This is a genomic window from Erwinia sp. CGal63, assembly GCF_037026505.1.
In the GTDB taxonomy this organism is placed as follows: Bacteria; Pseudomonadota; Gammaproteobacteria; order Enterobacterales; family Enterobacteriaceae; genus Erwinia.
In genome coordinates this window covers 216,184-229,321 of record NZ_JAKUMN010000006.1, presented here as the reverse complement: position 1 = coordinate 229,321, position 13,138 = coordinate 216,184, and the positions used below count along the sequence as shown (strand labels likewise).

The window sequence follows — 13,138 nt, the reverse complement described above, 5'->3', positions numbered from 1 at the left end:
GAAGACCTGATCAAGTTTGGCCTGATCCCGGAGTTTATCGGCCGTCTGCCGGTGGTGGCGACGCTGAATGAACTGAGCGAGGAAGCGCTGATCCAGATCCTGCGGGAACCGAAAAACGCGCTGACCAAGCAGTATCAGGCGCTGTTCAATCTGGAAGGCGTGGAGCTGGAGTTCCGCGAAGAGGCGCTGAAGGCGATAGCGCACAAGGCGATGTCGCGGAAAACCGGGGCGCGCGGTCTGCGCTCAATCGTGGAAGGCGCGCTGCTGGAAACGATGTACGATCTGCCGTCAATGGACGACGTGGAGAAAGTGGTGATCGATGAGTCGGTTATCGCGGGCGAATCGGAGCCGATGCTGATCTACGGCAAGGGCGATGCGCAGCAGGCTTCTGGCGAATAAATAACCATATCATTCCAACCGGTTAGCGCAAATGGGGGAAATTATTCCCCCATTTACTTTTCTCTCGCACATAACGTTGAATGTCTGATATTCATCCCCATATACTCAACTACCTGTGGGTAAAACTGCATGCCAGACAATTGCGGTTCCCCTCACCCTGGCGGAAATTAAACTAAGAGAGAGCTCTATGAATCCTGAGCGTTCTGAACGCATTGAAATCCCTGTGTTGCCGTTGCGTGACGTAGTGGTTTATCCGCACATGGTAATTCCGTTGTTTGTAGGCCGTGAAAAATCGATTCGCTGCCTTGAAGCCGCCATGGATCATGACAAAAAGATCATGCTGGTCGCGCAAAAAGAGGCTTCAACGGATGAACCTGGCATTAACGATCTCTTCTCTGTAGGGACCGTAGCGTCAATTTTACAGATGCTGAAGCTGCCTGACGGCACGGTGAAAGTGCTGGTCGAAGGACTGCAGCGCGCGCATATCACCACGCTCGCCGACAATGGCGACCATTTTACGGCTCAGGCAGAATATCTGGTTTCGCCTGAGATCGACGAACGCGAGCAGGAAGTGCTGGTGCGTACGGCGCTTAATCAGTTTGAAGGCTATATCAAACTGAACAAGAAAATCCCGCCGGAAGTGCTGACTTCCCTGAACAGCATTGAAGACGCGGCGCGCCTTGCGGATACCGTGGCTGCCCATATGCCGCTGAAGCTGGCTGACAAGCAGTCCGTGCTGGAAATGTCCGACATCAATGAACGCCTGGAATACCTGATGGCGATGATGGAGTCGGAAATCGATCTGCTGCAGGTGGAAAAACGCATCCGCAACCGCGTGAAAAAGCAGATGGAGAAAAGCCAGCGCGAGTACTATCTGAATGAGCAGATGAAGGCGATTCAGAAAGAGCTGGGCGAGATGGACGACGCGCCGGACGAAAACGAAGCGCTGAAGCGTAAAATCGACGCGGCGAAAATGCCGAAAGAGGCGCGCGATAAAACCGAAGCCGAGCTGCAGAAGCTGAAGATGATGTCGCCGATGTCGGCGGAAGCGACAGTGGTGCGCGGCTATATCGACTGGATGGTTCAGGTACCGTGGAACGCCCGCAGCAAAGTGAAAAAAGATCTGGTGAAGGCGCAGGAAACGCTGGATACCGATCACTTTGGTCTGGAACGCGTTAAAGACCGTATCCTGGAATATTTAGCGGTACAGAGTCGCGTCAGCAAAATCAAAGGGCCGATCCTCTGTCTGGTAGGGCCGCCGGGCGTGGGTAAAACCTCGCTGGGGCAGTCTATCGCCAAAGCGACCGGGCGCAAATATGTGCGTATGGCGCTGGGCGGCGTGCGTGATGAAGCGGAAATCCGCGGTCACCGCCGTACCTATATTGGTTCCATGCCGGGCAAACTGATCCAGAAGATGGCTAAAGTCGGCGTAAAAAACCCGCTGTTCCTGCTGGATGAGATCGACAAAATGTCTTCGGACATGCGCGGCGATCCGGCTTCGGCGCTGCTGGAGGTGCTGGACCCGGAGCAGAACATCGCTTTTAACGACCACTATCTGGAGGTCGATTACGATCTTTCCGACGTGATGTTCGTGGCAACCTCGAACTCGATGAATATTCCGGCGCCGCTGCTGGATCGTATGGAAGTGATCCGCCTGTCGGGCTACACCGAAGACGAAAAGCTCAACATCGCCAAAAAGCATCTGCTCTCCAAGCAGATCGAGCGTAACGCGCTGAAAGAGAGCGAGCTGACGGTGGACGACAGCGCTATCGTTAGCATCATTCGCTACTACACCCGCGAAGCGGGCGTGCGTAGCCTTGAGCGCGAGCTGTCGAAGCTGTGTCGTAAGGCGGTGAAAACGCTGCTGATGGATAAAACGGTCAGCCATATTGAGATCAACGCCGACAACCTGAAAGATTTCCTGGGCGTGCAGCGTTTCGACTATGGCCGCGCCGACAGCGAAAACCGCGTAGGTCAGGTAACTGGTCTGGCGTGGACGGAAGTGGGCGGCGATCTGCTGACCATCGAAACCGCCTGCGTACCGGGCAAGGGCAAGCTCACCTATACCGGCTCGCTGGGCGAGGTGATGCAGGAGTCTATTCAGGCGGCGCTGACCGTGGTGCGCGCGCGCGCAGAGAAGCTCGGCATTAATGGCGACTTCTACGAAAAACGCGATATCCACGTGCACGTGCCGGAAGGCGCGACGCCGAAGGATGGCCCAAGCGCCGGTATCGCTATGTGTACGGCGCTGGTTTCCTGCCTGACTGGCAACCCGGTGCGCGCCGATGTGGCGATGACCGGCGAGATCACGCTGCGCGGTCAGGTTCTGCCTATCGGCGGCCTGAAAGAGAAGCTGCTGGCGGCGCATCGCGGCGGCATCAAAACCGTGCTGATCCCGGATGAGAACAAGCGCGACCTGGAAGAGATTCCGGACAACGTGATTGCCGATCTGGAGATTCATCCGGTCAAGCGTATCGAAGAAGTGCTGACGCTGGCCCTGCAGAACGCGCCTTACGGTATGCAGGTGGCTACCGCTAAATAGTGATGTAAGACAAAAAGACCCTAAATCCGGAGCTGGCAGACGAATTCGCACTTGCCAGCTTTTTTTTGTGCCGCTAATTTAGGGGGCTGTTAAGCCGGTGAAGGTCTGAACAGGCCCTGCTTTTACGACTCAACAAACAACGAAAATTGCAGCGTGTTCGCAACGAGGGGGAAGCCCGTTTGCGAAATGAATAATTAAAGAGGGGATGATTGAGTGAACAAGTCACAGTTGATCGACAATATTGCTGCTGGTGCGGATATTTCTAAAGCGGCAGCCGGACGCGTGCTGGATGCTTTTATGGAAGCGGTAACCGACTCTCTTAAGGCGGGCGACGAAGTGGCGCTGGTAGGCTTTGGCACTTTCTCCGTGCGCGAGCGCGCGGAACGCACAGGCCGTAACCCGCAGACCGGCAAGGAAATTACCATTCCTGCAGGCAAAGTGCCTGGTTTCCGCGCGGGCAAAGCGCTGAAAGACGCGGTTAATTAAGGTCAGGCAGCAATTTCTTCGGTGGAATGAGGACTGTCCTGACGTTCTCATGTACCATACGAGGCACATCACAAAACGATGTGCCTTTTTTGTTTCAACGGTCGCAAGTGCCTGATACGCAGCGGCGTGGAGCGTCCCGGGAACATGGGAAGCAAGCGCAAGGGTTTACATTCATAACACAGCGGAGTGTTGTCATACCATGATGGACAATTTACGCGCGGCGTCGAACCATGTCGTGCTCAAAATTATACTGGGTCTGATCATTCTCTCTTTTGTTCTGACCGGGGTAGGCAACTACCTGATCGGCGGCAACGGAGATTATGCGGCTAAGGTCAACGGTCAGGAAATCAGTCGCGCGCAGCTGGAACGAGCATTCAGCAACGAGCGCTCACGTCAGCAGGAGATGCTGGGCGAACAGTTTTCTCAGCTGGCCAGTAATCCGGCCTGGCTGCAGCAAATCCGCCAGCAGGCGCTCTCCCGACTGGTGGACGAAGCGCTGCTGGATCAGTACGCGAAAGATCTTAAGCTGGCGATCGGCGACGATCAGATCAAGCAGGCCATCTTTAATCAGCCCGCTTTCCAGAGCAACGGCAAGTTCGACAACGCACGCTATCTGGCCATTATCAACCAGATGGGCCTGTCGGCCGATCAATATGCTCAGGCGCTGCGCAAGCAGCTGACCACCCAGCAGCTGATCGCTGCGGTAACCGGCACTGATTTCATGCTGCCGGGCGAAACCGAATCGCTGGCCGCGCTGGTTTCTCAGGAGCGTCTGGTACGAGAGGCGACGATCGACGTGGCGGCGCTGGCGGCAAAACAGAGCGTGAGCGACGAAGAAGTTAAAAACTACTACGAGCAGAATAAAAACAGCTTTATGGCGCCGGAGCAGTTCCGCGTTAGCTACATTAAGCTGGATGCGGCCTCGCTGCAGAAAACGCCTGATGAAAGCGAAATCAAAAGCTGGTATGACAGCCATCAGCAGGACTATACCCAGCCGCAGCGCAGCCGCTTCAGCGTAATCCAGACCAAAACCGAAGCCGATGCGCAGGCGGTGCTGGACGCACTGAAAAAAGGCGGCGACTTCGCCACGCTGGCTAAAGAGAAGTCGATCGATCCTATCTCCGCGCGCAAAGGCGGCGATATGGGCTGGCTGGAGCCGGACACCACGCCGGACGAGCTGAAAAGCGCCGACCTGACGCAGAAAGGCCAGCTGTCGGGCGTGATCAAATCTTCCGTAGGCTTTATCGTCGCTCGTCTTGACGACGTACAGCCGCAGCAGATTAAGCCTTTGGCGGCCGTCCATGACGAAATCGCCGCTAAGGTAAAACGCGAAACCGCTATCGATGCCTGGTATAAGCTGCAGCAGAAGGTTAGCGAAGCGGCCAGCAACGACAACGAGTCGCTGCAGAGCGCGGAAGAAGTGGCAGGCGTGAAAGCGGTGGAAACAGAGTGGTTCAGCCATGACAATCCGCCGGCCGAGCTTAATTTCAGAGCGGTTGAGCAGGCGATCTTCAACGGCGGTCTGCTGGGCGACAACGGCGCGCCGGGCAGCAACTCCGACATTATTACCGTTGATGGCGATCGTGCCTTCGTACTGCGCATCGCCGCGCACAAACCGGAAGCGGTTAAACCGCTGGCTGAGGTTAATGCGGAGATCGTTGAGGCGCTGAAAACCCAGAAAGCGCAGGCGCAGGCAAAATCCCAGGCGGAAAAACTGCTGGCGGATCTGCAGGCGGGCAAAGGCGCGGACGCCATGAAGGCGGCCAGCCTCAGCTTTGGCGAACAGAAAACGCTGACGCGCAGCGGTCAGGATGCGGTGACTCAGTCAGCCTTCTCGCTGGCGCTGCCGGCAAAAGATAAGCCGGTTTACGGCATCAGCGAAGACGAGAAAGGCAACGTCGTGCTGCTGGCGCTTGATCAGGTACGCAGCGGCACGCTGCCGGAAGCGCAGAAAAAAGCGATGGTGCAGGGCATTACGCAGAACAACGCGCAAATCGCCTTCGAAGCGCTGCTGAGCAACCTGCGTAAAGAGGGCAAGATTAAATACGGCGCCGCCGCTCAGGCGCAATAAGCCTCGCAAAATTTTTGCAACTCAGTGCAACTCTAAAGGCCGCTTATGCGGCCTTTTCCATTTCTGCAAACTGCCGTTTGCCGCGCGATTTTTCCGGGTTTAGTCTGGCGTTGCTGTCACACACATGGAGGATAACAGCATGCAAAACAAACTATTGGCTTTATGTTTCACCCTGTTGATGGGCGGCGCTTCGCCGCTTTACGCCGGGCCCGCTATCGACAACGTCAGCGCGCCGCAGGAAAGCGCGCAGCCGTCCGCAGAGAAAAATGCGTCGCAGTCTGAGCTGATCAGCATTAATCACGCCACGGCAGAAGAGCTGAGCGCCGTCATGAGCGGTGTGGGACTAAAAAAAGCGCAGGCCATTATCAGCTATCGCGAACAGTACGGGCCTTTTACGCAAATCGATCAGCTAAAAGAGGTACCGGGCATTGGTAACGCGCTGGTGGAGAGGAACCTGGCCAAACTGAAACTGTGATCGCTTTCGCGACTTGTCGCGGTAGCTTCGCGCGCTGCGCGCAGGCTGCTACGCTGAAAGAGGTCATACCAGTGGGTGTGGCCTTTTTTCAGGGGGAAAATATGCAGATTACGATTAAGGTACGCGGCTATCATCTGGACGTTTATCAACATGTTAACAATGCGCGTTATCTGGAGTTTCTGGAGGAGGCGCGCTGGGCGTGGCTGGAAAAACTCTCCGCCTTTCGCTGGATGCAGGAGAACCGGCTGGCTTTTATCGTGGTAAACATCAATATCAACTATCGTCGTCCGGCGGTGCTGGGCGACGAGCTGGCGATCGACAGCCGGCTGCTGCAGCTCGGCAACAAAAGCGGGGTTATTGGCCAGAGCGTGACGCTGCGACCGGGTGGTGAAGAGATAGCCGATGCGGCGCTGACCTTTGTCTGTATTGACCTGCGCACGCAAAAAGCGCAGCCGCTGACGGGAGAGCTGAAGCAGCGGCTGGAAGAGATGCTGGCGGAGTAACGGGCCGCCAGCGCAATAACTATCAGGCCAGGCCGGTTTTGCGCTGCATTTCCTGCATTACCGTGGCGCTGTTGATCTGATAATCGCGCAGGCCGTTGGCGCGCAGATGACAGGCGGCGCATTCTCCGCAGCCGTCGCCTTTGATGCCGTTGTAGCAGGTAAGCGTTTCATTGCGTACCCGCGCCAGCTGCTGCCAGTAATCCGCCAGCGCCCAGGTTTCCGCTTTGTTCAGCCACATCAGCGGCGTCTCAAAGCGTACCGGGCGCGCCATACCCAGCTCCACCGCATGATTCAGCGCCTTAACAAACTCATCACGGCAGTCGGGATAGCCGGAGAAATCGGTTTCGCATACGCCGCTAATGACCGCTTCCGCTTCGACCTGATAAGCGTAGATCGAGGCGAGCGTCAGAAACAGCACGTTGCGGCCCGGTACAAAGGTACTTGGCAGTCCGCTGGCGTCGGGATCGTAAGCCGGCACCGGAATACTGTCGCGAGTCAGGCTGCTGACCGCCAGCTCGTTAAGCAGCGTGACGTCCAGCACCTTATGCGCCCGCGCGCCCAGCGACTGCGCAAGCTCGCGAGCGATATCGATCTCCGCGCGATGCCGCTGACCATAGTCGAAGGTCAGGCAATGCACTTCGTCATACTGCTGCAACGCCTGAATCAGACAGGTTGTTGAATCCTGGCCGCCGCTGAAAACCACTACCGCACGTTTCATACTCTCTACCTCATTAATCTGTTGCGCAGTATGGTACTGCCTGCGGCGGCAGAAAGGTAGAGCTGTCAGAAAGCGAAGCAGGCGAAGGCGCGACGGCGGGCGCTATTTCCATTGCGGCGGCGGCATGGCAAAGCGGCGTTAGCGGCGACCGTGCTTCCGGCCGCGCTTCTGCTGTTTCGACACGGCCACAAGCTGACGGTAACATCTGCTGCCACGGCTGCAGATCGCCAATATGCCGGGCTACCCATTCCGGCTGATAATAAGTTTCCTGATAACGTTCGCCGCTGTCGCACAGCAGCGTGACGATAGCGCCGCCGCGCCGCTGCTTTTTCATCTCTTCGGCGATCTGCAAAGCGCCCCAGATACTGGCGCCGGTAGAGGCGCCAACTTTTTTGCCCAGCCGCTGCGACAGCCAGTGCATGGCAGCGATACTGGCCGCGTCGGGAACCTGCAGCATTTCGTCCACTACATCGGCAATAAAGGAAGGCTCCACGCAGGGACGGCCGATGCCTTCAATTAAACCGCCGCGTTCGCTGCGCAGCGAGCGATCTCTTTGTCGCCAGTAATCGTAAAAAACAGAGTGTTGCGGATCGACCACCAGCAGGCGCGAAGCGTGGCCCCGATAACGCAGGTAGCGGCCAATGGTGGTTGCCGTGCCGCCTGTCCCTGCGCCGACGACAAAAGCGTCGGGTATGGGGAAGGGCGTTTGCGCCATCTGCCGGAAAATTGCGTCGGCGATATTGCCGCTGCGCCAGTCCGTGGCGCGTTCAGCAAAGGTAAACTGATCCATAAAATGGCCGTTGAGCCTTTTTGCCAGCCGCGCCGCCTCGACCGCGAGCTGGCCGGCCTCTTTAACAAAGTGGCATTCGCCGCCCAGCCGGCGAATTTGTGCAATTTTGCTGCTGGCCGTTCCTTCAGGCACCACGGCAAAAAAGGGCAGGCCCAGCAGCCGGGCGAACCAGGCTTCGGAGATAGCGGTGCTGCCGGATGAAGCCTCGACAACAGGCATATCTTTCTTTAGCCAGCCGTTACAGAGCGCGTGCAGAAACAGCGAGCGCGCCAGCCGATGCTTCAGGCTGCCGCTGGCGTGCAGACTCTCATCCTTCAGATAAAGCCAGATAGCAGGCGCCAGCGCCAGACGCAGCAGCGGCGTCTCCTGCTGCCGCTCTCCTTCGGCGCACATTTTTTCTATCGCTGTAGCCAGCCATGGATCTGTCATCCTTTTTTCTCCGCTTATCAACAGCCTGCAGAGTAAAGCATTAACAGGAAAAAAAATTTGCTTTCTTCTCTGTAAAATCGTTCCAAAAGAGAAAATTATTCTCCCGGAGGCGCAAATGACAGATAAAACAGACCGAAAGCTGCTGGCGCTGCTGCAGCAGGACTGTACACTCTCCCTACAGGCGCTGGCGGATGCGGTGCATCTCACGACCACGCCGTGCTGGAAACGCTTGAAAAGGCTGGAAGAGGAAGGCTATATTCGCGGCCGGGTCGCGCTGTTGGATGCGGACAAGCTGGGACTGCCGCTGACCGCTTTTATGCTGATCAAAACCCAGCAGCACAGCAGCAGCTGGTATCAGCAATTCGTCGCCGTGGTGCAGTCGATGCCGGAGGTGATGGGCTGCTACAGAATGGCCGGCGAGTATGACTATCTGCTGCGCATTCGCGTTGCGGATATGAAAAGCTACGATGCCTTTTATAAGCGTCTGGTGAACGCAATGCCGGGCCTGCTGGATGTGACCTCCAGTTTCGCGATGGAAGAGATAAAATACACTACGGCGCTGCCGCTGAACTAAAGCGCTCGCCCAAACCTGACCAGGACGTTTATTGTGCGACTTTTCAGCCAATTAAGCTGGTACTTTTTGCGCGAATGGCGCCGCTATCTTGGCGCCGTTTTCCTGCTGATTATCATTGCGCTGCTGCAGCTGCTGCCGCCAAAAATCGTCGGCACCATCGTGGATGGCGTCTCTCATCAGCAGATGAGCGGCTCGCGGCTGCTGATGTGGACAGGCGTGATGCTGCTTACGGCGGCGGTGGTCTATCTGCTGCGCTATGTCTGGCGCGTGCTGCTGTTTGGCGCCTCCTACCAGCTGGCCGTCGAGCTTCGCCAGGATTTCTATCGCCAGCTGAGTCGGCAGCATCCTGAATTTTATCTGCGCCACCGCACCGGCGATCTTATCGCTCGCGCCACCAACGATGTGGATCGCGTGGTGTTCGCCGCCGGTGAAGGCGTGCTGACGCTGGTGGATTCGCTGGTAATGGGCCTGGCGGTGCTGACGGTCATGAGCACGCAGATCAGCTGGCAGCTCACGCTGCTGGCGCTGGTGCCGATGCCGGTGATGGCGATAGTGATTAAACGCTACGGCGACCAGCTCCACGAGCGTTTTAAGCATGCCCAGGCCGCCTTCTCGTCGCTGAACGACAGAACGCAGGAAAGCCTGACCAGCATCCGCATGATTAAAGCTTTCGGGCTGGAAGATCACCAGTCGGCTCAGTTTGCCGATATTGCTGCCGATACCGGACGGAAAAATCTGCGGGTCGCCAGAATCGATGCCCGCTTCGATCCCACTATCTATATCGCCATCGGGCTGTCGAACCTGCTGGCTATTGGCGGCGGCAGCTGGATGGTCTGGCACGGCGATATGACGCTGGGGCAGCTTACCAGCTTCGTGATGTATCTTGGCCTGATGATTTGGCCGATGCTGGCGCTGGCCTGGATGTTTAATATCGTCGAGCGCGGCAGCGCGGCCTGGAGTCGTATCCGCGCGCTGCTGTCGGAAGCGCCTGCCGTCGAGGACGGTAACAAAACCCTGCCGGAAGATCGCGGCCAGCTGCAGATCGCCATCCGCGAGTTCTGCTATCCCGGCGCACAGCAGCCTTCGCTGCGCCACATCAACGTCAATCTCAAGCCCGGCCAGATGCTGGGGCTGTGTGGCCCGACCGGCTCCGGCAAAAGCACGCTGCTGAGCCTGATCCAGCGGCATTTCGATATCGCGCAGGGCGATATTCGCTATCACGGTATTCCTCTGCCGCAGCTGCGCCTGGATAGCTGGCGCAGCCGCATGGCGGTGGTCAGCCAGACACCCTTTCTTTTTTCCGATACCGTGGCGAACAATATCGCGCTTGGGCGACCAACGGCGCAGCAGAGTGATATTGAGCGCGCGGCGCGGCTGGCCAACGTCCATGAGGATATTTTGCGGCTGCCGCAGGGATACGAAACGGAAGTCGGCGAGCGCGGCGTGATGCTTTCGGGCGGGCAAAAACAGCGTATTTCCATCGCCAGAGCGCTGCTTTTGAACGCGGAAATCCTGATTCTGGATGACGCGCTGTCGGCGGTCGACGGCCGCACCGAGCACCAGATTCTGCACAATTTAAGGAAATGGGGCGCGGGAAGAACCGTGATTATCAGCGCGCATCGGCTGTCCGCGCTGACGGAAGCCAGCGAAATTCTGGTTCTGCAGCAGGGCACGGTAGCCCAGCGCGGGCAGCATGACGCGCTGGTGGCGCAAAGCGGCTGGTATCAGGATATGTATCGCTATCAGCAGCTGGAAGCCGCGCTGGATGAGGATGACACTGCGAAAGAGGTGCCGCATGGCGAATCTTAATCAGCTCTGGCCAACGCTAAAGCGCCTGCTTAGCTACGGTATGCCGTGGCGAAAATCGCTCGGCCTCGCCGTAGCGCTGCTGTGGATCGCGGCGGCGGCGGAAGTGCTCGGCCCGGTGCTGGTCAGCTATTTTATCGACAACATGGTGGCGAAGCACGCTATGCCGCTGGGGCTGGTAACAGGACTGGCCGTCAGCTTTATTCTGCTGCAAATGCTGGCTGCCGCGCTGCACTACTGGCAGTCGCTGCTGTTTAACGCTGCGGCGGTGGGCGTGGTGCAGCAACTGCGCACCGACGTGATGGACGCGGCGCTGCGCCAGCCGCTGAGCGCCTTTGACACTCAGCCCGTCGGCCAGATTATTTCGCGCGTCACCAACGATACCGAAGTGGTTCGCGATCTCTATGTCACCGTCGTGGCGACGGTATTGCGCAGCGCGGCGCTGATTGGCGCGATGCTGGTGGCGATGTTTAGCCTGGACTGGCGAATGGCGCTGGTGGCAATAATGATCTTTCCGGCGGTGCTGGCGGTAATGCTGATCTACCAGCGCTACAGCACGCCTATCGTACGGCGGGTGCGCAGCTATCTGGCCGATATCAATAACGGCTTTAACGAAGTTATCAACGGCATGAGCGTTATCCAGCAGTTTCGCCAGCAGGCGCGTTTCGGCGAGCGAATGAGCGAAGCGAGCCGATCGCACTATCTGGCGAGAATGGAGACGCTGCGGCTGGACGGTTTCCTGCTCAGGCCGCTGCTCAGTTTGTTCTCTGCGATGATCCTTTGCGGACTGATGCTGCTGTTCGGCTTCTCCTCCAGCGGCAGTATCGAGGTCGGCGTGCTTTACGCCTTTATCAACTATCTGGGCAGGCTTAACGAGCCTTTGATTGAGCTGACCACCCAGCAGTCGATGCTGCAGCAGGCGGTGGTGGCCGGCGAGCGTATCTTTGAACTGATGGACGCGCCGCGTCAGCACTACGGCAAGGAGAGCCGACCGCTGGCTTCCGGACAAATCGAGATCGAGAACCTGAGTTTTGCCTACCGCGACGGTCGCAATGTGCTCAGTGATATTAATCTCAGCGTGCCTTCGCGCAGCTTTGTGGCGCTGGTTGGCCATACCGGCAGCGGCAAAAGCACGCTGGCTAATCTGCTGATGGGCTACTATCCGGTTACTCAGGGCCAAATCAAACTGGACGGCAGGCCGCTCTCCTCGCTCAGTCATGGCGTGCTGCGAGAAGGCGTAGCGATGGTGCAGCAGGATCCGGTAGTGCTGGCCGACAGCTTCTTCGCCAACGTGGCGCTGGGGCGGGCAATTAGCGAAGAGGCCGTCTGGCGCGCGCTGGAAACCGTACAGCTGGCCGATCTGGCGCGTTCGCTGTCGGACGGGATCTACACGCGGCTTGGCGAACAGGGAAACAATCTCTCCGTGGGACAAAAGCAGCTGCTGGCAATGGCGCGCGTGCTGGTCGCCTCGCCGCAGATTCTGATTCTGGACGAGGCAACGGCCAATATCGACTCCGGCACCGAGCAGGCGATTCAGAAAGCGCTGCGGGCAGTGCGCGAGCAGACCACGCTGGTGGTGATTGCTCACCGACTCTCCACCATTATCGAAGCGGACACTATTCTTGTGTTGCACCGCGGTCAGGCGGTAGAGCAGGGCGATCATCAGCAGCTGCTGGCGAAGCAGGGCCGCTACTGGCAGATGTATCAGCTGCAGCTGGCGGGCGAAGAGCTACAGGAGACGGAACAGTAACCCTTACCGTTTCGCTGCACTAAAAGCAGGCGGCATCGCCGTCTGAATTTACCCGATGCACAATTACAACGCGCAACGCACCTTAATGGTGCGTTTTCTTTTTCCCTCTATTCTTAAAGTGGCTGGCCTGCTTTCCGGCGCCAGCGCTGTCTGCCGTCGCGCCTTTGTAATACGTCCGTTTCTTATTTATGGCACAACCTTTGCTTTAGCTTATGCGGGGCGGAATCACCGTTTTATTTAGCTGGAGGGGATCGTATGAAGCTGGTTACCGTGGTAATCAAACCGTTTAAATTAGAAGACGTGCGCGAAGCGCTTTCTGCTATCGGCATTCAGGGCCTGACCGTCACCGAGGTCAAAGGGTTTGGTCGCCAGAAAGGGCATGCCGAGCTCTATCGCGGTGCCGAGTACAGCGTGAACTTCCTGCCAAAAGTCAAAATCGATATCGCGATTGCCGACGACCAGCTGGATGAAGTGGTGGATGTGATTGGCAAAGCCGCCTACACCGGCAAAATTGGCGACGGCAAAATTTTCGTCGCTGAACTGCAGCGGGTTATTCGTATTCGCACTGGCGAAACAGACGAAGCCGCACTCTAAT

At 57.5% G+C, this 13,138-nt stretch carries 10 protein-coding genes and 2 pseudogenes; 10 read left to right on the top strand and 2 right to left on the bottom strand.

From position 1 onward, the window contains the following. The 6 genes and pseudogenes from clpX to MKZ79_RS17960 all read left to right on the top strand — a co-directional run. Positions 1-399 (top strand): annotated as a pseudogene (gene clpX, locus MKZ79_RS17985) (ATP-dependent Clp protease ATP-binding subunit ClpX); the annotation flags it as partial. 187 nt (positions 400-586) lie between these two features. After that, positions 587-2,941 (top strand): endopeptidase La, encoded by a 2,355-nt coding sequence (lon, locus tag MKZ79_RS17980; protein ID WP_336144002.1) that lies wholly within the window; start codon positions 587-589, stop codon positions 2,939-2,941. Between the two features lie 213 nt (positions 2,942-3,154). Next, positions 3,155-3,427, top strand: coding sequence for a nucleoid-associated protein HU-beta (gene hupB, locus MKZ79_RS17975; RefSeq protein WP_336144001.1), 273 nt, complete (start codon positions 3,155-3,157; stop codon positions 3,425-3,427). 199 nt (positions 3,428-3,626) lie between these two features. Beyond that, positions 3,627-5,498, top strand: coding sequence for a peptidylprolyl isomerase (gene ppiD / locus MKZ79_RS17970; RefSeq protein ID WP_336144000.1), 1,872 nt, complete (start codon positions 3,627-3,629; stop codon positions 5,496-5,498). 139 nt (positions 5,499-5,637) lie between these two features. Beyond that, entirely contained in the window at positions 5,638-5,973 is a 336-nt protein-coding gene (locus tag MKZ79_RS17965; RefSeq protein WP_336143999.1) for a ComEA family DNA-binding protein, read from the top strand. A gap of 101 nt (positions 5,974-6,074) precedes the next feature. Continuing rightward, a complete protein-coding gene (locus MKZ79_RS17960; protein ID WP_336143998.1) occupies positions 6,075-6,476 on the top strand; it encodes an acyl-CoA thioesterase in 402 nt (133 codons plus the stop codon). Between the two features lie 22 nt (positions 6,477-6,498). Here the strand turns inward: MKZ79_RS17960 and queC are convergent, their stop codons facing one another. Further along, the gene (gene queC / locus MKZ79_RS17955) at positions 6,499-7,194 is read right to left on the bottom strand and encodes a 7-cyano-7-deazaguanine synthase QueC (RefSeq protein WP_336143997.1); all 696 of its coding nucleotides are present in this window, start codon (positions 7,192-7,194) and stop codon (positions 6,499-6,501) included. 199 nt (positions 7,195-7,393) lie between these two features. Further along, a pseudogene (locus MKZ79_RS17950) lies at positions 7,394-8,413 on the bottom strand (PLP-dependent cysteine synthase family protein); the annotation flags it as partial. Positions 8,414-8,528: 115 nt separating this feature from the next. On the opposite strand from MKZ79_RS17950, the gene MKZ79_RS17945 reads away from it, so the two are divergent. The 4 genes from MKZ79_RS17945 (at position 8,529) to glnK (ending at position 13,137) form a co-directional block, all read left to right on the top strand. Next, positions 8,529-8,987 carry an Lrp/AsnC family transcriptional regulator gene (locus MKZ79_RS17945; RefSeq protein WP_336143996.1) on the top strand — a complete coding sequence of 153 codons (459 nt, stop codon included), beginning with the start codon at positions 8,529-8,531 and terminating at the stop codon, positions 8,985-8,987. Between the two features lie 33 nt (positions 8,988-9,020). Next, positions 9,021-10,796 (top strand): SmdA family multidrug ABC transporter permease/ATP-binding protein, encoded by a 1,776-nt coding sequence (locus MKZ79_RS17940; protein WP_336143995.1) that lies wholly within the window; start codon positions 9,021-9,023, stop codon positions 10,794-10,796. Further along, a complete protein-coding gene (locus tag MKZ79_RS17935; protein ID WP_336143994.1) occupies positions 10,783-12,543 on the top strand; it encodes a SmdB family multidrug efflux ABC transporter permease/ATP-binding protein in 1,761 nt (586 codons plus the stop codon). The genes MKZ79_RS17940 and MKZ79_RS17935 overlap by 14 nt, the downstream gene beginning before the upstream one ends. 255 nt (positions 12,544-12,798) lie before the next feature. Beyond that, on the top strand, positions 12,799-13,137 hold the full coding sequence (gene glnK, locus MKZ79_RS17930; protein ID WP_336143993.1) for a P-II family nitrogen regulator: 339 nt from the start codon (positions 12,799-12,801) through the stop codon (positions 13,135-13,137). Position 13,138: the final 1 nt, after the last annotated feature.

Coding starts and splice junctions, on each gene's coding strand:
- MKZ79_RS17960 (WP_336143998.1), top strand. CDS start 6,075: ATGCAGATTACGATTAAGGTACGCGGCTATCATCTGGACGTTTATCAA.
- ppiD (WP_336144000.1), top strand. CDS start 3,627: ATGATGGACAATTTACGCGCGGCGTCGAACCATGTCGTGCTCAAAATT.
- MKZ79_RS17945 (WP_336143996.1), top strand. CDS start 8,529: ATGACAGATAAAACAGACCGAAAGCTGCTGGCGCTGCTGCAGCAGGAC.
- glnK (WP_336143993.1), top strand. CDS start 12,799: ATGAAGCTGGTTACCGTGGTAATCAAACCGTTTAAATTAGAAGACGTG.
- lon (WP_336144002.1), top strand. CDS start 587: ATGAATCCTGAGCGTTCTGAACGCATTGAAATCCCTGTGTTGCCGTTG.
- MKZ79_RS17935 (WP_336143994.1), top strand. CDS start 10,783: ATGGCGAATCTTAATCAGCTCTGGCCAACGCTAAAGCGCCTGCTTAGC.
- queC (WP_336143997.1), bottom strand. CDS start 7,194: ATGAAACGTGCGGTAGTGGTTTTCAGCGGCGGCCAGGATTCAACAACC.
- MKZ79_RS17965 (WP_336143999.1), top strand. CDS start 5,638: ATGCAAAACAAACTATTGGCTTTATGTTTCACCCTGTTGATGGGCGGC.